Below are 17594 nucleotides of genomic sequence, written 5' to 3'. Positions count from 1 at the left end.
TTCATGGGTCTTGACGTAGAGAGTGTTCGACGAATCGAGGAGTTTCCGACGAAATTGAAGAAGTGTCCAACCATTCTCGTAAAGAGTCCAACAAACCGTAAAGCTTCCAACGAAGTTCGTGAAGTGTCTAACAAACTCCTCAAGATGTCCAACAGATTTGTAGAAGTGTCCAACCATTCACGGGAAGTGTCCAACAAATCGTAAAGCTTCCGACGAAATTGGTGGAGTGTCCAACAAACTCCTCAAGATGTCCAACAGATTTGAAGAAGTGTCTAACCATTCTCGGAAAGTGTCCAACAAACCGTGAAGTTTCCAACGAAATTCGTGAAGTGTCTAACAAACTCCTCTAGGTGTCCAACAGATTTATAGAAGTGTCCAACCATTCTCGTAAAGTGTCCAACAAATCGTAAAGCTTCCAACGAAGTTCGTGAAGTGTCTAACAAACTCCTCGAGGTGTCCAACAGATTTATAGAAGTGTCCAACCATTCTCGTAAAGAGTCCAACAAACCGTAAAGCTTCCAACGAAATTGGTGAAGCGTCCAACGAACAGAACAAAAAAAGGCCAAGAGACAACAGCTCTTGGCCTTTTAATTGAAATAATGTTATTAAATTTCAGTTGTTGTGATTTCAGGTGCGCCGAAACGGTTTTTCGCTCCGTGCATAACAGGTCCGACGTATTCGTTCAGTTTCCAGCCGTTTGCAATGGCTGCTGTGACGAATTTTTTTGCCTCAAATACAGATTCCTTTACATCTAGACCATTTGCTAGGTTTGCTGTGATTGCTGCGGCAAACGTACAGCCTGCGCCGTGATTGTAAGTTGTCGCTGTTTTTTCCGCTTCAAGAAGAGTGAACGTTTGGCCGTCAAAGAACAGATCCACGGCTTTATCGTGGTCAAGCTGTTTGCCGCCTTTGATGACAACATTGCGAGCGCCTAGTGAATGGATTTTTTCTGCAACTGCTTTCATATCTTCAATCGTTTTCGGTGTTTTTGTGCCAGCAAGTTGTCCTGCTTCGAACAAGTTCGGTGTTACAATTTCTGCTTTTGGAAGAAGGAACTCAACCATTGCGTCTACTGTTCCAGGATTCAACACTTCGTCTTCACCCTTACAAACCATAACTGGGTCGATGACTACATGACTGAGGCCTGATTCTGAAATCGCGTTTCCTGCAATTTGGATGATTTCTTCTGTGCTAAGCATGCCAGTTTTAATGGCATCGATTCCTGTTGAAAGTGCAGTTTTGATTTGCGATTTCAAAACGTTGACTGGCAATGAGTAAACGCCGTGTGACCAATTATTGTCTGGATCCATTGTCACGATGACCGTAATTGCCGTCATTCCATATGTACCGTGCTCTTGGAATGTTTTTAAGTCCGCAGCAATCCCTGCACCGCCTGATGTATCGGATCCTGCGATTGTTAAAGTCTTTTTAAGCGTCATAATTGGTCTGTCTCCTTTTTTGGATAAATTCTAACTTAATCTTATCAAAAAAATCGGAAATTACAATTGTCCGATGTTATCAGCTTTCATCATTTTGAAAACGGAGTATGTGAGCAGTGCCGCAATACTACAAATCACAGCAGCACCGATAAAGTGTTTGCTTATCATAAGCCCGATTGCAAGAGCAAACATGACGATAATTCCACACCCTATAAAAATAAGGAAAACGACGAGTCCAGCGTTTTTAGAACGTTCTGGCACGCGGTTACCATGTTTCGCGGCTTCAGAAACTTTTTTCATTTTGTCGCGTAATTGCATATCAGCCATGTCGCATCCCTCCCATACAATCGTACCATGTCTTTCTAGTTGTTTGAAAGGGAACTTTCCTATAATGTTAACGTATATGATAGTGTCGAAAAAAGAGGAAAAGAGGGATGAAGTGGCGGATGACAAGAAAATCGAACAACTAATGAAAGAATTAAAAGCTTCCAAAGAACAAACTGCAGTGACGGTAGAAGAAGTAGAAGACCGTCCGCACGGATTTTGGCGTGTCGGGAAAGTGTTTTTTTCGGTATGGAAAAAGTCGTTCATCGCAATTGCCCTTCTAATTTTACTGTTGATTGTCGCTTTGCCGTTTGCAACATTCTTCATTTTAAAACAAGGGAGCACATTTACAGAACAAAAAGGCGCATTCCTTGAACAAATCCAAGACTTGAACGAACTCGCAACTGCTGAAGCTTATACCAAGGTTATCATTGAACGACAAGATAATACATTGTTTGGACAAAGCATCGGACTCAATTTACCAGGAACGAAACGGCAGTTGTTGGTTGTTATTCCGGGATCAGTGAAAGCTGGTGTCGACATGTCCGGCCTTACGGAAAAAGATGTCGTTGTCGATGAAAAGAAAAAAATAGCAAAACTTACTTTGCCGCCTGCTACCTTTTTAGGAGGAGCAGAAATTTATTTTGATAAGGTTGAAGTGTATTCCTACGAAGGAGTCTTCCGAGAAAAAGCAAATATTGAAGAGGCCTATGAACTTGCCGCTGAAGCAAAAGTGCTTATATTGGAAGAAGCCACGGGACAAGGTGTCTTGCTAACGGCGCAGCAGAATGCCGAGAAAACACTAAAAGAAATGTTTTCATTTGCGGGCTACGATGTGACGATTGAATTCAAGGAGCAGTGATGGGTTGTGCATAAGGAACTTTTCGGTAACGATTGGGATGAAGTCTTGGATGATGAATTCGAGAAACCCTACTATAGTAAGCTGCGTGAATTCCTGAAGAAGGAATATGAGGAAGAAATGATTCATCCACAGATGGATGATTTGTGGACTACATTTAAGTTGACTCCTTTTAATGAGGTAAAGGTCGTTATATTAGGACAAGATCCATATCATGGACCTGGACAAGCACATGGATTAAGCTTTTCCGTGAAACCTGGCGTCAAAATACCGCCTAGTCTTCGCAATATGTTCAAGGAACTCGCAACTGATATCAATTGTCTAATTCCAGAGAGCGGGACATTGACGGGGTGGGCGCAACAAGGCGTACTCATGTTAAATACGGTACTTACTGTAAGGGATGGACAAGCGCATTCGCATCGCAAACAAGGGTGGGAGACGTTTACGGATGAAGTAATCCGGCGTTTGTCGGAGCGAGAAAATCCAATCGTCTTCGTCTTATGGGGCCGTCCTGCGCAAGAAAAGAAGAAACTCATTGATGTATCGCGACACGCAATCATCGAATCGGTTCATCCAAGCCCGTTAAGCGCGAGTCGCGGTTTCATCGGTAGCCGTCCGTATTCGAAGACCAATCAGTTGCTTGAATCGTGGAATGAGACGCCGATTGACTGGTGCCGAATAGGCGGCGTGCTGTAAGTAGAACGGTGATAGTGCTAAAGTTGAGAGAGAAAAGAGGTGGAGCATTGTGGCAGTGAATTGTTTTCAATGCCAACATTTCTTCATAACATGGGATCAGCGAAATCCACGTGGCTGCAAAGCATATGGTTTTAAAACGCGAGAAATGCCATCGGTCGTCGTGAGGAGATCGTCTGGCATGGACTGTTTGCAATTTGAACAGAAGAAAGGGGACACTAAACAGTGATACCATACGACCGGATTATCTCTGAAATGGAGCGGCAACTAAGTGTTGCGAGGCGCGCCAATGATGAAAGTACGATGCGGGAAGCGTTTTCCGCCGTCAGATCACTTTGCGAAGTTGCACTCGGTGGGCAAAGTAAGCGTGAAGAGAAAATTGTTCCTAAAATGCTTACAACCACTAACGCTGTGCAGTCAATCACATCGTTGGAAGGTAAACTGCTTGAAGAAGAGGATGCAAACGGCGGCTCGCTATTTGATTTTTGATAGACGATTCGCAAATGCTGATATATTGAAATCATAATAAGAAAGTAGGAGCTTATATGCCATTTTTCATTATTGCAGGGGCTGTTAACGCAGCCATCGCCGTCGCCTTTGGTGCATTCGGCGCTCACGCTTTAAAAGAGAAACTATCCGAACATTATTTAGCAATTTGGGAAACCGCTGTACAGTATCAAATGTTTCACGCACTCGCTTTGCTTGCAATCGGAATTCTTATGAGTCCATCGCTTTTTGGACCAGTCACACAGCTAAGCTGGGCAGGTTATTTAATCCTCGCGGGTATCATCATTTTCTCTGGTAGTCTGTATGTACTGAGCCTCACGGGAATCGGCATACTCGGTGCTATCACACCAATCGGTGGCGTTGCATTCATCGCAGGCTGGATCATGCTGATTGTTGCAGCTATTAAATTTTCAAACTAAAAAAATCTTCCGCGAGGCCCTATACGAGGCTCGCGGAAGATTTTTTAAATTCAGGGCTGTTGTGGAAAATACTTCACTTCATTATCAAATTCAGCATAATCAAAATAAATCATTGGAAATAGAAAACGATGTCCTGTTGTCGAATCACTTAAGATAACATGGTCACGTCCAGCAGCCTCTACGGTACCACGTACGGTTTTCGTATTTTTACCAGAGTCCAGTGCATGTTCGAATGAAAAATGGAAAGTTCCAGGTTCGCCTCTGTTTAATCGTAAAATATTTTCGATGTATGACTGTTCACGTCCGGGTGGTCCGGGTGGCCTACCTCCAGCTGGAAGCGTTACTTGCGGCGGTGTGACATGCTGATTTTGATAGGGCGGATTCCAATAGTATTGGACCATTTCTTCATCCTTTCTTCTTTTGAGTTACAGGTTAGGGCAGTCTTGAACCGTTGGGGAAAAGAAACAGTGTGACTTGAATCTACCTGTGTTCCATTGGTTATACCACTGTGCCGGGCAATCTCCTGTTGGCATGAAAAACCATAATGATCGTTCTCCCGGAGTGAAACGTTCACCGTTGACAACGCGCCTTGCTAGATTTCGATCCAGTTCGCGAGCACGCTGATAAAAATACGGTTTCGTCGTAGCCTCGAAGCCTCCTGGACTTTGGAAAACCATATCTTGCAAACTTCGTATATCATTGAAATCGAGACATCCGGAACGTACGCGATTCACTCCGACATTACCGACTAAAAGCATGCCTAATTGGCCATCGCCTTCTGCTTCAGCGCGCATTAACCGTGCAAGTAGATCCAGTTCAGCATCCGTGTACTTTATTACTGCCACGGCACAACCCCCTTGGGGAATCATATGCGCAGCTGGAATGAAACATGCCTACCAAATACAAAAAAGCCTAACTGCAAAGTCACAGTCAGGCGATATAACTTACGATTTAGATGTTGAAAAATGCTGCTTTTTTGTCGCCTTCTAAAATCGTACCCACAAAGAATGAACCGAATTCAGCGTAGCGTGCGCTTACTTCGTCAAAACGCATTTCATAAATCAACTTTTTGAACTGAAGTACGTCGTCCGCGAACAGTGTAACGCCCCATTCGTAGTCGTCGAAACCGACAGAACCGGAAATGATTTGTTTCACTTTTCCAGCGTAGCTGCGGCCAATCAAACCGTGTGCGCGCATCAATTCTTTGCGTTTATCCATATCGAGCATGTACCAGTTGACATCGCCATCGCGCTTCTTGTCCATCGGGTAGAAGCAGATGTATTGGCTGCGTTGAAGTTCAGGGTACAGACGTCCGCGTACATATGGGTTTTGATAAGGATCATCAGTGGACTCGCCTGCAAGGTAGTTCGATAGTTCAACGACTGACAGGTACGAATACGCTGGAATCGTGAAATCAGCGATTGCGAGTTTATTGAATTCCGTTTCAAGCTCTTGCAGTTCGTCCATTGTCGGACGCAAAGTCATAAGCATGAAATCAGCTTTTTGGCCAATTACTGTATAGAAAGCATGTGCTCCTGTTTTATCGTCATCTGTTTTTTGAAGTTTTTCAAGGTAAACAAGAAATTCCTCTACTGCTGCTTGGCGTTCTTCTTTTGAAACTAATTTCCAAGATGCCCAGTCCATCGAGCGTAAATCATGTAAAACGTACCAACCATCAAGTGTTTTTGCTGCTTCGATCATATGAAATCAAACTCCTTCATTATGAATTAACTTCTTAAATGAGTGTAGCATAGAAGGCTGTAAAACGTCCTTTGCTAGCGCTGTTGTCACGAATTTGACATGAAGTGAAACGCTTTTACCACCCGCATCATTGGTGTATGCTTAGAGCATGAGAGTATGTGAAAGGTGGCTGTCTAATGGCTGATTTATTTAAAGGAATTAAAGAAAGTTTGAGTGGCAAAAGAAAGACGATTATCCTACCGGAAGGAACGGATATCCGCGTACTAGAAGCGGCTTCACGCTTGCAAGGGGAAGGGCTTGTGAAGCCAGTTCTTCTTGGCAATGAAACCGAAGTGCAAGAAGTCGCAACTGAAGCAGGAATTGATATTTCGGAAGTAGATATCATTGATCCCGAGAGTGTTTCTTACTTTGAAGAACTAGCCGGAAAGTTCGTGGAGCGTCGGGGTGGCAAAGCGACATTGGAGCAAGCACGTAAACAATTGACGGATGTAAATTATTTTGGAACGATGCTCGTTTATACAGGGCGTGCGGACGGATTGGTGAGTGGGGCAGCGCATTCAACTGCAGACACCGTACGACCGGCGCTTCAAATTATTAAAACAAAACCAGGTATCTCAAGGACTAGCGGGGCCTTTATTATGATGAAAGGCGATGAACGGCTCGTCTTTGCAGATTGTGCGATTACGGTTGCACCAACAGCGCAAGAACTGGCTGAAATCGCGATTGAAAGCGCCAAAACAGCGCAGGCATTCGGTGTGGATCCACGTGTTGCGATGCTGAGTTTCTCTACAAAAGGATCTGCCGTAACGGAAGAAACAGAAAAAGTTGCGAACGCGGTGAAAATCGCTCAATCGCTTGCACCTGATTTGCTACTCGACGGTGAGTTCCAATTTGATGCGGCCTATGTTCCGGAAATTGCTGCGAAAAAGGCACCTGAATCAGTCATTAAAGGTAACGCGAACGTCTTCGTTTTCCCATCACTTGAAGCGGGTAATATCGGTTATAAAATAGCGGAGCGTCTTGGTGGCTACGAAGCAATTGGCCCGATTCTTCAAGGATTGAACGCACCCGTAAATGATTTGTCACGCGGTTGTTCCGCTGCCGATGTCTACAAGCTTGCCTTGTTAACCGCGGCACAAAGTCTATGAGCAGGAGAAATTGGAATGATATCATATGAGTCTTTTTTAACTATTCCCACATGGCGTTTTGTGGATGAATCCATGACAACACGTACCCGTTCCGCACTAGAATCATTCGCCGCCGACGATACGCTTTGTCATCTCGTCGGCCAGCAGATAAGCGTCCCGACAGTCCGTACATGGGTGCACAATCAAACGGTCGTGCTCGGTATCCAGGATCATCGGCTACCGCATGTTACAGAAGCAGTTTCGACACTTGGAAATGCTGGTTATAACGCGATTGTCCGCAATTCAGGTGGACTTGCAGTAGTGCTTGACGAAGGTGTATTAAACATATCAATTGTTCTATCTGAACTCGACTCTTCAATCGATATTCCAGCAGGTTATGAAGTAATGCTCGCATTTGTTCGTATGCTTTTTCCGGAAGCAGGAGACCGTATTGAAGCCTATGAAATTGTAGGATCATATTGTCCGGGCTCGTATGATTTGAGTATTGATGGCCGCAAATTTGCCGGTATTTCACAGCGTAGATTGCGTCAAGGTATCGCAGTCCAAGTCTACCTTTGCGTTGAAGGAAGTGGGGCGGAACGTGCTGAGCTAATCCGTGATTTTTACGAAACGGGCTTGCAGGGAGAAGAAACGAAGTTCACTTATCCGGTCATTAAACCGGAAGTGATGGCATCCCTGTCAGAACTTCTGGACATGCCGCTCACGGTGAACGATGTTGTTATTCGTATCCAGCTTATGTTGCGCGAGCTTGCGGATCATGTGGAGATAGGCGGCTTGAAACCGGAGGAAATGGAGTTATACACCTTTTATTTGAACCGAGTCTTCGAACGCAATCAAAAAATGCTGGCGCGCGGATGAACAATCGGTTTAGTAGTGGGAGAAAGAGTTAATTTGGCGGGGAGACAACGTTTTCGCCAAACTAAACAACGTTCCGTCGAAAGTAAACAACATCTTCCTAAAACTAAACAACACCCCAGCAAAACCAAAGAAAAACCAAAGAAAAACCAAAGAAAAACCGCCTATCAATGATGATTGATAGGCGGTTCTTTTGAAACTAGGTTTCCATTTTGCTCCATTTTGAAAACCGGTGCTGTGCGATCAGCATCATCATCTAGCGTGACGAGACGGCGTGCGCGGTTCATGATTTGGACAAATTGTTCGTAATCGGCACGCAGGGTTTTATTTTCCTGTTGCAGTTTTTCGATTTCTTTTTGGAGTTGCTCCGACTTTTCATTCGCGATTTTAGCAGTTTGCCTCCAGCGAAGTGACTCGTTATCTCCCACGCCTGTGTGATGCATGCGTACAAGAAATGCGATAACCGTATCAAGTGAGAGTGCTGATAACGGAACGGAAATCTTTTGTTCTTCCTCTAGTCCTTGCGAAGGGCTATATAATTGTTGTCCCCGTCGTTTAAAGTCTTTTCCAAGTACACGTATTGCTTGTTTGCGTTCTTTCTTCGCGTCCGAAAGCTCTTTTTCATAATCACGTCTTACAACTGCGTTCCATCTGAACCCGCAAGCTGCTGCCGTCCTGTTGAGCGCGTCCCCAACTTCTTCGAAAGCGCTAAGTTGTGTACTACCTTCGCGAACATGTCGTAGTACTGTGTCGGCTAATAAAGTATCGTTTTCTTCAATCCAAGCATCCTGTCTAACTTTCACCATCTCCGTGCCTCCAGTCATATGTTCATAGTCTCTTTCTACGGTCAGTGTGGACAGGATTTCGTTACTTTATTCATAATGAAAAAAGCATTCTATCTTTTTTTCACTCAAATGAACCTTTTTCCATCTTCCTACGAACCATTTTTACGATTATACTAAAGGGAATGAGTTGACGGAGGTGCACTATGGAATACAAAGATGAAAAACTGGTCGAAGAAAAAGTTTTCAAAGATCCTGTGCATCGCTATATTCACGTGCGCGATAAAGTGATTTGGGACGTTATTGGCACAAGTGAATTTCAGCGCCTTCGCCGGATCAAACAACTAGGCACAACGTATCTCGTATTTCACGGGGCGGAGCATAGTAGGTTTCACCATTCGCTCGGTGTCTATGAAATCGTCAGACGCATCATTGACGACGGTTTCAGCGGTAGGCCTGAATGGAACAATGAGGAACGTCTAGTAACGATGTGTGCGGCGCTGTTGCATGATCTAGGACACGGTCCGTTTTCGCACGCCTTTGAAAAAGTGTTCGATCTCGATCATGAACAATTTACGCAAGCGATTTTGTTAGGGGACACAGAAGTAAATGCAGTGCTTCGTCGTGTGGCACCTGATTTCCCACAAAAAGTGGCTGATATAATTGGGAAAACCTATCCGGATAAGCTTGTCGTCAGTCTGATTTCAAGTCAAATTGATGCCGATCGGATGGATTATCTACAGCGTGACGCTTATTTTACAGGGGTGTCGTACGGTCATTTCGATATGGAACGTATTCTGCGTGTCATGCGGCCTACAGAAGAACAGGCGGTTATCAAATATAGCGGTATGCACGCAGTGGAAGATTATATAATGAGCCGTTACCAGATGTACTGGCAAGTCTATTTCCATCCAGTGTCACGTAGCGCTGAAGTTATTTTGATCAAAATTTTACATCGTGCAAAGCAATTACATGAAAGCGGGTATATCTTTAAACAAGAACCTGTCCACTTCCGCTCTTTTTTTGATAAGACATTTCTGCTTGAAGACTATATTGCGCTTGATGAAAGTATTTTATTAACCTATTTCCAAATGTGGATGAAGGAAGACGACGCAATCTTGTCGGACCTTTGCTATCGGTTTATCAATAGAAGATTGTTCCAGTACGCAGAATTTGATCCGGCAACAGAATACCGGAAAATCGGTGAACTCGAGCAGTTATTCAAGGAAGCAGGAATTGATCCGGCTTATTACCTGGTTACAGATTCGTCGTCAGATTTACCTTACGACTTTTACGGTCCAGGTGAAGAAAACGAACGCTTACCGATATACTTACAAATGCGAAATGGGGACTTAAGCGAATTATCGCGTTCATCGGATGTCGTAGATGCGATTTCAGGTAAAAGACGAACAGACCATAAAATCTATTTCCCGGAAGATGTTTTGGAAGCAGGAAAAGAACAAAATCCGCTGTATGGCCGAATTTTAGATATGCTGAAAGGGTAGGTGTGAGGGAAGGTGTTATCAGAACACGCTAAAATTGTGCAATTCATCTCAATGGCGAATGAAGTCACTGGACGAAAAAAGTTACAAAAAATGATTTATATTGCGAAAAAGATGAATTTCCCATTCGCTGAAAAATATGAGCTTCACATGTACGGACCCTACTCGGAAGAATTAACGTTGCGTATTGAGGAACTATGCGAAATGGGATTTCTGGCGGAGCAGTGTACGGACAAAGGATCGTACGTCCAATATAGCTATCAAGTGACAGGCGAGGGGGCGGGTTTCCTCGAAATGGCAGACGCTGCCCACGCAATGCTAGGGACCTGCATCGACAGCATGAACGTCAAGAGCTCCCGTTTCCTTGAACTCGTTTCGACGTTGCTGTACTTTGATCATCTTGACAAGGACGAGCAAATCGCTAAAGTCCTTATCGTGAAAAATAAACTGAACTTCTCTGCGGAGGAGATGACGGCTGCATTTGACTTCATAAGTGAAATTCAAACGTACGCGGTTCAGTAAATGAACGCAGCCTAAGTTCGCCGCGTCCTGCGGCAAAGGCTGCATGACCTGCATCCTGAAGGCCCAAGCGGAAAGCGTCGTTAAGCCCCGACAAGTAGGAGGGATGCAGTTCAATCCCTCCCTACTGAATGGCCTAAAATAAAGACGCTCTTTGTCTTTATCTTTAGGACAGAAGCGACTCGAGGGGCTGACGCTTGGAGTCTGGACAGTAATAAAAGGCTGCCCCATGTCGGAAACTTTCCGTCATGAGGCAGCCTTTTTGGAAATTAATTATTGATCGCTTGGACGTTTTCCAGCGATGGAATAATGGTTTTTCGACATTTCTTCAATGATGACAGAAACATTTTGAGCAGGTGCACCTGTTGTTTCAGCGACAGCTTCTGTCACTCTTTCGCACAGCGCACGTTTTTGTTCATCTGTACGACCTTCCAACATTTTCACAGTTACGATTGGCATTACATTTCCCCCTCTCAGTATATATTGGGTATAGTATACATAGTATCAGATTTGGAGGGGACGAATAAATGACAAATGAAAATAAACCGAAACAGAAATTGGGTTTCACAATTATAAAGGACGATCCGACTGACGGTCATGGCGGATACGGGATTGGTTCGTTGTCACTTGAAAACGTGTCACCTGTCATTATCGATGTCAATGAAGGCGTTGCGCGTATTGAAATAGGTGCGATGCATGCTAGAAGTGACACAGAACGCGGTGTCAAATTTACGCTGAACCGCGAAGATTCAGAAGGTGGCAAACCATATTGGCTTGTCTGGGTAACAATCGATTTCCGCGAACAAGGGCCTTATTATGCGGGTGTTACAGCGTGTGAAATGGTCGTTAATCGTGAAAAACGCCGAGGGTATAAAGTGCTTGCCGATCACGTTAATCGGATGGATAAATCGATGAAACGGAATATCATTGTTGATCATATGGATGATAAATCAAAGCAGATTTTAGCTGAATTCCTTGCTGCTCATAACAAGGAAATGTGGGACAGAAGCGAACCAAAACTGCATGTTGATTTGAGTGTGGATTCGCCGGAGTTGTGAACAAAAAGTGACAAATTCCGCATACTTCTCAATCCGAGGTTGAATGTCAGCTTGAAAGGCAGTACACTGAAATCACAGCTTGCAATTGTAAGCTAGGACAACCGGAATCGTGCACTCCCTGATGAATAACGTATCAAACAAACCCAAGCGCGATACACCATTTAGCAGGACGCCTTGAACGGTAAAAAAGCTTTCCTTCCCCGATTTAATTCGGGAGAGGAAAGCTTTTTTGATTTTGATGAATTAGGGAGTGCTGACCGATCATATTCCGCGCGACCCGATCATAACCAGTGCCGCCCGATCATATCCCGCGCAAACCAATCATAACCCAGCGCCGCCCGATCATATCCCACTCGACCCGATCATAACCAGTGCCGCCCGATCATATCCCGCGCAAACCGATCATAACCAGTGCCACCCAATCATATCCCACGCGAACCGATCATAACCAGTGCCGCCCGATCATATTCCGCGCGAACCGATCATAACCAGCGCCACCCGATCATATCCCGCGCAAACCGATCATAACCCAGTGCTGCCCGATCATATCCCGCGCAAACCGATCATAACCCAGCGCCACCCGATCATATCCCACACCAACCAATCATATCCTCAACACCAAAATCACTCAAAAAACGAAAACGGAAATAGTTCAAACTTCTTCCCGTCAGTTTCGCCTACTGTGCGCTGTTCTCGTAGCACTTTATCCGTACATAGCTTTTGTGGCATATCCTTTTCTTTTACATAAACAAGCCGTTGTTTCTCGCATTCATTTACAGCGATACCACCTGTGTCAACGTCAATGATGACGCCATTGACTCCATTCGGAGGGATGAACGGTTCGGGTGGAAGACCGCGATTTACGGTCTCCATGAAGTCGATCCATATTTTTTTCGATGCCGCTTTATCCGTCGTGTCGGTCAGTTGCTTTCCGACATCATATCCGGTCCAAATCCCCGCCGTTAGTGAAGGGGTGTAGCCAATTAAGTATTGATCCGAAATCGTCGTTCCAGATTTTGCTGCATAGGGCCGCGTCTGTTTTGAGCGCATAGATAAACCAGTGGCAGTAGAATAATCGTTGAACACTGGATCGAACATACCAGTCATCAGATGAGTGAGAACAAATGCATCCTGTTCGCTGATGACATGTTTCTTGCTCTTCTTCGGATGTTCATAGACCGTTTTTCCGTCTGCATCTGATATGGATAGAATCGTCGTTGGGACTGTTTCGATACCGCCTGACGCAACTCGGTTATAGGCATTTGTCATGTCAGAAAGTGTGACAAGTGAAGTGCCAAGTGCGGTTGCAGGAGATTCTTCGAATTCACCGTCAATGCCAAGACGTTCAGCCATTTTGCTGAATTTCTTATAACCGATATCTTCAAGCGTTTTCACTGCGTAAATATTATCAGAAATAGCCAGTGCCTGCGCAAGCGAGATAGGGTGGCCAGCAAATTTACCGTTCACATTGTTTGGTTCATACGTTGAACGGCCTTCATCATAAGTGAAAATGGTTTTTTCCGTCGATAAAAATGTCAGTGGACTGAACCCATCTTCGAGTGCAGCTGCATACAAAATAGGTTTCATCGCCGAGCCGGGCTGACGCTTTGCTTGGGTCGCCCGGTTGAACGGACTTTCGGTATAATTTATCCCACCTATGAGCGATGTGATTGCACCCGTTCCTGTTTCTATCGACATGAACCCAACTTGTAAACCGCTATCCGGCATCCATTTAGCGATCGTTTCTTCGGCGGCTTGTTGGTGAAGTGGATCCAGCGTTGTCCGGATTGTCCAACCACCTTCAGCCGGATAGCGTCCTTTCGCCACAAGTACTTTTTCAGCCTCGCGCCAAACTTCATCCAGAAAATAAGGGGCAACGCGCTTAGAGTCAGCCCATTCGCGGTTTTTTAACGTAATTTGTTCGTTCGTCGCCCGTTCTTCTTGGCGCGCAGTAATGTACCCTTGCGCCTCCATAAGTGACAATACCAGCAATGTTCGTTCCCTCGATTTCTCGGGATTTTCAATAGGCGAATAAACCGAAGGACCTTTCGCGATGGCAGTAATAACGGCGGATTCCTCTAACGTCAGATCTTTTGCTGACTTTCCGAAATAAAACTTACTTGCCGCCTCGACACCATACATGCCATGTCCGAAGTAAACAGTATTCAAATAACCTTCTAAGATGACATCTTTTTCGTAAAATATTTCCATTCGGTAAGCATAAAGTGCTTCAGTGATTTTCCGTTTCCATGTCTTTTCAAACGTCAAATACAAGTTTTTCGCATATTGCATGGTAATTGTGCTGGCTCCTTCGACTTTGCGCCCGGATTTCGCATCTTTCAAAAGAGCGCCTGCAATCCGTCTATAATCAAAACCGTTGTGGCTATAAAAATTCTTGTCTTCTGTCGCAACGACTGCATCGATTAGAAACGGTGACATGTCATCGAGGTCTACCCAGTACCGTCGTTCTGCAGAAAACCGGTCGCCAATTTGCTTGCCATCTTTATCAAGAAAGACAGAAGCTTTTGGCACGCTTAAAGAAGGTGCGCCTGTAATTTGAGCATAGAGCCTGAGCGATAGGAAGATGGTCAGCACCGCCATTATCATCGTGACGGATAGCAGCAACAGCCTTCGTAATGCCGAGCGTCTTTTTTTCTGTTTCACATATACTGTCCGTTGCATACGATCCCGTCCCGTCCATATCTTTGCATCTAGTATGGGACGCATGGAAACAGATTAAACGGAACATGCGTAAAAACATGCATTGCTCGGATAGATTGAAATGTAGACCGTAAAAAGGATATAATAAGAAGATGTTTTCATGAAAAGGACAGTGAGTATATGGAATCGTGGGAAAAAGGGCGATATGTAACGATTAAGCTCCATTCGTCAATTCGCCATCCAGGCCAAGACGAGGAGAAGCATGAATTGAATGCAAAAGGTTTGCTGATTGAAAAAGCAGGTAAATCTTATTTGAAATATGAAGAACAACAAAGTGGAAAGTCGATTCAAACAATTGTTAAATTGGATTCTACAGACGCACTTATTATGCGTCGCGGTGCAGTTACGATGCGATTGCCATTTGTTGCAGCTGGTGAACGTCCAGGAACGTACGGCAGTGGACCGGCGATGTTTGACTTAGTTGTCAAAACGGACAAGCTCGATTTCAAGGAGCAAGAAGACAATTCCGGAGGACGCTTCAATGTGCATTACGATTTGCATGCAGAAGGATCGCTTCTTGGAACATACGAACTGACTATTACATACACGGAGGGAACAATATGAACGCGGTAGAACAGATTCAACAAGAGGTAAAAGTGGCACTTCGTCAAGCTGTAATTGATGCGGGTTTGGCAGAAGAAACGGCAATACCGGACATTATGCTTGAAACGCCTAATAACAAAGACAACGGCGATTATGCAACGAACATTGCTATGCAACTGACAAAGTTAGCGAAAAAGCCGCCGCGTGCAATTGCGGAAGCGATACTTGAAAAACTAAATACGGATGGCACTTCGATCGAATCGATTGAAATTGCAGGTCCTGGTTTCATCAATATAAAATTAAAAACGGATTACTTAGGCGGCATCGTCAAGACCGTTCTTGAACAAGGCGAGAACTACGGCCGTTCAAACTTTGGCAATAAACAAAAAGTCCAAGTTGAATTTGTTTCTGCTAATCCGACAGGTGACCTTCACCTTGGACATGCACGCGGAGCTTCTCTTGGTGATTCTCTATCCAACGTTCTCGATTTCGCTGGCTACGATGTGGCACGTGAATACTACATTAACGATGCAGGAAATCAAGTGCACAACCTTGCCAATTCTGTTGAAGCACGTTATTTCCAAGCACTCGGCTTGGATAAAGAAATGCCTGAAGACGGCTACCAAGGACCGGACATTATTAATATCGGTAAAATGTTGGCAGCTGAATATGGCGACAAATACGTCAACACGCCAGATGAAGAGCGTTATGCATTCTTCCGCCAATATGGCCTGGAGCATGAATTAGAGAAGCTAAAAACAGACCTTGCGAATTTCCGTGTGTCGTTTGATGTCTGGTTCTCTGAAACTTCATTGTATGAAAACGGCAAAATCGATGTTGCTCTTGATAAATTACGTGCCAATGGCCATGTCTTTGAAGAAGATGGCGCAACATGGTTCCGTTCAACAACTTTCGGTGATGACAAAGATCGTGTGTTAATTAAAAACGACGGTACTTACACGTATTTAACGCCGGATATCGCGTACCATGAGGATAAATTGTTCCGCGGATTCGATAAACTTATCAATATTTGGGGCGCAGATCACCATGGTTATATTCCACGGATGAAAGCGGCAATCGAAGCGCTTGGTTACGGCAATGACACGCTCGAAGTCAGTGTCGTACAAATGGTTCAGTTATATAAAGACGGTGAAAAGTTCAAGATGAGTAAACGTACGGGGAAAGCTGTAACCTTGCGTGAGCTAGTTGAGGAAGTTGGTCTGGACGCAGTCCGTTACTTCTTCGCAATGCGTTCAGGTGACTCGCAGATGGACTTCGACCTAGATCTAGCGATTTCTCAGTCGAATGAAAACCCTGTGTACTATGCACAATATGCGCATGCACGGATTTCATCAATCTTGCGTCAAGCTGATGAAAATGGCATGGCTGCAACTGTGGATAATGTTTCTTTATTGCAAGCTGAAAAAGAGCTAGAATTACTGAAAAAAATCGGAGACTTCCCGCAAGTAATCAGTGATTCAGCGAGAATTCGTTCACCGCACCGCGTTGCAACGTATATCCAAGAACTAGCGGCTACATTCCATAGCTTCTATAACGCAGAAAAAGTGTTAGATCCAGACAACCGCGAATTATCAGGAGCACGTCTAGCACTAATTACAATCACACGCACAACAATTGCCAACGCATTGAAACTGATTGGTGTTTCTGCACCAGAAAAGATGTAATAAAATTGAACGCCACACTTGAGAGATTGTTATCTCTCAAGTGTGGCGTTTTTCACATGCAGATATTCTCTCTATATATGTTGAACAAATGAATACGATGCATGCTCTTTTACAAGGGCTTTTGGAAGGCCGCTGAATAAGTCCAACTACCTGGAATGAATTAGAAATCCTGCTAATATCGCTTCGACGCTTTGTGGATGCCTCCCGCGATAAGCCAGAAAGAAGACCGCTTTCAGTCTTATCGCTCCGGCTACCACGAAGGCGTGCCTTCGCTGGATTGTCTATATAATAGAATGCACATTGCATTGTCGGGGAAAAGACCTGTAGCTCGTAGTATGTCTTTCTTCAATGAAATTAGTATAAAATAGTACTCACATTATAATCTCAGTCCAAACTCATGGCGAGAGGCATCCCCAAAGCGCCAAGCGATCTGTAATCCACACGCCGAACTACAACTCTTCCGATTAATGTACACTCTAGCGCCAAGCGATCTACAATCCACATTCCGAATTAATACTCTCTCATCATCGAGCGACACAACAGATTCAACGGGATTCTTTAATTCAACATATCTAAATCTACAAATCTCCCTCACTATCGACACAATAAAAATTTGTAGTATACTGAAAGTTGTACAAAATACATACCAAACATAAAGGTGCCCCGCATTAAAAACGGGGTTAAAAGGGAAGTCGGTTCAATGCCGGCGCGGTCCCGCCACTGTAAGTGTGAGTTAGTCGCAATGTGTCACTGGAAAAAGTTCCGGGAAGACGCGGCAAGCCTTGAACACGAGCCAGGAGACCTGCCTTTATGGATCACACGTACCCTACGAGGATAGG

General features: G+C 44.5%; 21 protein-coding genes and 1 riboswitch. Of the genes, 13 read left to right on the top strand and 8 right to left on the bottom strand.

The genetic code is table 11. The features are described 5' to 3' along the window. Positions 1–605: 605 nt before the first annotated feature. The gene (gene thiD / locus ACP8HG_RS14490; protein ID WP_421101733.1) at positions 606–1439 is read right to left on the bottom strand and encodes a bifunctional hydroxymethylpyrimidine kinase/phosphomethylpyrimidine kinase; all 834 of its coding nucleotides are present in this window, start codon (positions 1437–1439) and stop codon (positions 606–608) included. A 60-nt stretch (positions 1440–1499) separates the two neighbouring features. Next, positions 1500–1766 carry a hypothetical protein gene (locus ACP8HG_RS14485; protein ID WP_067213274.1) on the bottom strand — a complete coding sequence of 89 codons (267 nt, stop codon included), beginning with the start codon at positions 1764–1766 and terminating at the stop codon, positions 1500–1502. A gap of 82 nt (positions 1767–1848) precedes the next feature. Here ACP8HG_RS14485 and ACP8HG_RS14480 point away from each other — a divergent pair, with 82 nt between their 5' ends. Genes ACP8HG_RS14480 through ACP8HG_RS14460 form a run of 5 tightly spaced genes read left to right on the top strand, consistent with a single transcriptional unit; the run spans position 1849 to position 4241 of the window. Beyond that, positions 1849–2625 (top strand): DUF4230 domain-containing protein, encoded by a 777-nt coding sequence (locus ACP8HG_RS14480; protein WP_438296942.1) that lies wholly within the window; start codon positions 1849–1851, stop codon positions 2623–2625. 6 nt (positions 2626–2631) lie between these two features. Further along, positions 2632–3318: a uracil-DNA glycosylase gene (locus tag ACP8HG_RS14475; protein ID WP_438296940.1), complete on the top strand. Its 687-nt coding sequence runs from the start codon at positions 2632–2634 to the stop codon at positions 3316–3318. A 49-nt stretch (positions 3319–3367) separates the two neighbouring features. After that, positions 3368–3544, top strand: coding sequence for a uracil-DNA glycosylase (locus ACP8HG_RS14470; protein WP_067213269.1), 177 nt, complete (start codon positions 3368–3370; stop codon positions 3542–3544). Beyond that, positions 3541–3804, top strand: a complete 264-nt coding sequence (locus ACP8HG_RS14465; RefSeq protein ID WP_399629365.1) for a YwdI family protein — start codon at positions 3541–3543, stop codon at positions 3802–3804. The genes ACP8HG_RS14470 and ACP8HG_RS14465 overlap by 4 nt, the downstream gene beginning before the upstream one ends. Before the next feature lie 56 nt (positions 3805–3860). Continuing rightward, on the top strand, positions 3861–4241 hold the full coding sequence (locus tag ACP8HG_RS14460) for a DUF423 domain-containing protein (RefSeq protein WP_067213264.1): 381 nt from the start codon (positions 3861–3863) through the stop codon (positions 4239–4241). A 50-nt stretch (positions 4242–4291) separates the two neighbouring features. Here the strand turns inward: ACP8HG_RS14460 and gerQ are convergent, their stop codons facing one another. From gerQ to hemQ, 3 genes are all read right to left on the bottom strand, one after another. After that, a complete protein-coding gene (gene gerQ, locus ACP8HG_RS14455; protein ID WP_067213261.1) occupies positions 4292–4642 on the bottom strand; it encodes a spore coat protein GerQ in 351 nt (116 codons plus the stop codon). A gap of 24 nt (positions 4643–4666) precedes the next feature. Then, positions 4667–5086 carry a cell wall hydrolase gene (locus ACP8HG_RS14450; RefSeq protein WP_067213257.1) on the bottom strand — a complete coding sequence of 140 codons (420 nt, stop codon included), beginning with the start codon at positions 5084–5086 and terminating at the stop codon, positions 4667–4669. Positions 5087–5192: 106 nt separating this feature from the next. After that, complete coding sequence (gene hemQ, locus ACP8HG_RS14445) at positions 5193–5942, bottom strand: hydrogen peroxide-dependent heme synthase (RefSeq protein WP_067213253.1); 750 nt, start codon at positions 5940–5942, stop codon at positions 5193–5195. A 176-nt stretch (positions 5943–6118) separates the two neighbouring features. Here hemQ and pta point away from each other — a divergent pair, with 176 nt between their 5' ends. The 3 genes from pta to ACP8HG_RS14430 are packed head-to-tail and all read left to right on the top strand — an operon-like array spanning position 6119 to position 8119. Beyond that, the gene (gene pta, locus ACP8HG_RS14440) at positions 6119–7090 is read left to right on the top strand and encodes a phosphate acetyltransferase (protein ID WP_067213250.1); all 972 of its coding nucleotides are present in this window, start codon (positions 6119–6121) and stop codon (positions 7088–7090) included. Positions 7091–7105: 15 nt separating this feature from the next. Further along, positions 7106–7948, top strand: a complete 843-nt coding sequence (locus ACP8HG_RS14435) for a lipoate--protein ligase family protein (protein WP_438296936.1) — start codon at positions 7106–7108, stop codon at positions 7946–7948. 15 nt (positions 7949–7963) lie between these two features. Further along, the gene (locus ACP8HG_RS14430) at positions 7964–8119 is read left to right on the top strand and encodes a hypothetical protein (protein ID WP_438296934.1); all 156 of its coding nucleotides are present in this window, start codon (positions 7964–7966) and stop codon (positions 8117–8119) included. Here the strand turns inward: ACP8HG_RS14430 and ACP8HG_RS14425 are convergent. Continuing rightward, entirely contained in the window at positions 8113–8751 is a 639-nt protein-coding gene (locus tag ACP8HG_RS14425) for an RsfA family transcriptional regulator (RefSeq protein WP_067213244.1), read from the bottom strand. The genes ACP8HG_RS14430 and ACP8HG_RS14425 overlap by 7 nt on opposite strands. Positions 8752–8933: 182 nt before the next feature. Between ACP8HG_RS14425 and ACP8HG_RS14420 the strand changes: the two genes are divergently transcribed. Together ACP8HG_RS14420 and ACP8HG_RS14415 are read left to right on the top strand one after the other, a co-directional pair. After that, the gene (locus tag ACP8HG_RS14420) at positions 8934–10232 is read left to right on the top strand and encodes an HD domain-containing protein (protein WP_067213241.1); all 1299 of its coding nucleotides are present in this window, start codon (positions 8934–8936) and stop codon (positions 10230–10232) included. 12 nt (positions 10233–10244) lie between these two features. Then, positions 10245–10751 (top strand): YwgA family protein, encoded by a 507-nt coding sequence (locus tag ACP8HG_RS14415; protein ID WP_067213238.1) that lies wholly within the window; start codon positions 10245–10247, stop codon positions 10749–10751. A gap of 270 nt (positions 10752–11021) precedes the next feature. Here the strand turns inward: ACP8HG_RS14415 and ACP8HG_RS14410 are convergent, their stop codons facing one another. Further along, on the bottom strand, positions 11022–11207 hold the full coding sequence (locus tag ACP8HG_RS14410; protein ID WP_067213235.1) for a 2-hydroxymuconate tautomerase: 186 nt from the start codon (positions 11205–11207) through the stop codon (positions 11022–11024). A gap of 68 nt (positions 11208–11275) precedes the next feature. Here ACP8HG_RS14410 and ACP8HG_RS14405 point away from each other — a divergent pair, with 68 nt between their 5' ends. After that, positions 11276–11806, top strand: a complete 531-nt coding sequence (locus ACP8HG_RS14405) for a YwhD family protein (RefSeq protein ID WP_067213234.1) — start codon at positions 11276–11278, stop codon at positions 11804–11806. Positions 11807–12430: 624 nt separating this feature from the next. Here ACP8HG_RS14405 and ACP8HG_RS14400 read toward each other — a convergent pair. Further along, a complete protein-coding gene (locus tag ACP8HG_RS14400; RefSeq protein ID WP_438296930.1) occupies positions 12431–14488 on the bottom strand; it encodes a transglycosylase domain-containing protein in 2058 nt (685 codons plus the stop codon). Positions 14489–14647: 159 nt separating this feature from the next. Between ACP8HG_RS14400 and ACP8HG_RS14395 the strand changes: the two genes are divergently transcribed. Beyond that, the gene (locus tag ACP8HG_RS14395) at positions 14648–15091 is read left to right on the top strand and encodes a DUF1934 domain-containing protein (RefSeq protein WP_438296928.1); all 444 of its coding nucleotides are present in this window, start codon (positions 14648–14650) and stop codon (positions 15089–15091) included. Beyond that, positions 15088–16755 carry an arginine--tRNA ligase gene (argS, locus tag ACP8HG_RS14390; protein ID WP_438296926.1) on the top strand — a complete coding sequence of 556 codons (1668 nt, stop codon included), beginning with the start codon at positions 15088–15090 and terminating at the stop codon, positions 16753–16755. The genes ACP8HG_RS14395 and argS overlap by 4 nt, the downstream gene beginning before the upstream one ends. A gap of 639 nt (positions 16756–17394) precedes the next feature. Further along, positions 17395–17579, top strand: a riboswitch (cobalamin riboswitch). The last annotated feature ends 15 nt before the right edge of the window (positions 17580–17594 follow it).

It is taken from the genome of Sporosarcina sp. FA15 (assembly GCF_051550195.1).
GTDB classification, from domain to species: Bacteria; Bacillota; Bacilli; order Bacillales_A; family Planococcaceae; genus Sporosarcina; species Sporosarcina psychrophila.
Note: the sequence above shows the minus strand (reverse complement) of the source record. Positions and strands in the feature narration are given on the sequence as shown.

Bases quoted from the DNA above. Each gene is read 5' to 3' on its own strand.
- ACP8HG_RS14410 (WP_067213235.1), bottom strand. From the start codon at position 11,207: ATGCCAATCGTAACTGTGAAAATGTTGGAAGGTCGTACAGATGAACAA.
- gerQ (WP_067213261.1), bottom strand. From the start codon at position 4,642: ATGGTCCAATACTATTGGAATCCGCCCTATCAAAATCAGCATGTCACA.
- ACP8HG_RS14485 (WP_067213274.1), bottom strand. From the start codon at position 1,766: ATGGCTGATATGCAATTACGCGACAAAATGAAAAAAGTTTCTGAAGCC.
- ACP8HG_RS14460 (WP_067213264.1), top strand. From the start codon at position 3,861: ATGCCATTTTTCATTATTGCAGGGGCTGTTAACGCAGCCATCGCCGTC.
- ACP8HG_RS14435 (WP_438296936.1), top strand. From the start codon at position 7,106: ATGATATCATATGAGTCTTTTTTAACTATTCCCACATGGCGTTTTGTG.
- argS (WP_438296926.1), top strand. From the start codon at position 15,088: ATGAACGCGGTAGAACAGATTCAACAAGAGGTAAAAGTGGCACTTCGT.
- ACP8HG_RS14400 (WP_438296930.1), bottom strand. From the start codon at position 14,488: ATGCAACGGACAGTATATGTGAAACAGAAAAAAAGACGCTCGGCATTA.
- ACP8HG_RS14405 (WP_067213234.1), top strand. From the start codon at position 11,276: ATGACAAATGAAAATAAACCGAAACAGAAATTGGGTTTCACAATTATA.
- ACP8HG_RS14420 (WP_067213241.1), top strand. From the start codon at position 8,934: ATGGAATACAAAGATGAAAAACTGGTCGAAGAAAAAGTTTTCAAAGAT.
- thiD (WP_421101733.1), bottom strand. From the start codon at position 1,439: ATGACGCTTAAAAAGACTTTAACAATCGCAGGATCCGATACATCAGGC.
- ACP8HG_RS14425 (WP_067213244.1), bottom strand. From the start codon at position 8,751: ATGGTGAAAGTTAGACAGGATGCTTGGATTGAAGAAAACGATACTTTA.
- hemQ (WP_067213253.1), bottom strand. From the start codon at position 5,942: ATGATCGAAGCAGCAAAAACACTTGATGGTTGGTACGTTTTACATGAT.
- ACP8HG_RS14395 (WP_438296928.1), top strand. From the start codon at position 14,648: ATGGAATCGTGGGAAAAAGGGCGATATGTAACGATTAAGCTCCATTCG.
- pta (WP_067213250.1), top strand. From the start codon at position 6,119: ATGGCTGATTTATTTAAAGGAATTAAAGAAAGTTTGAGTGGCAAAAGA.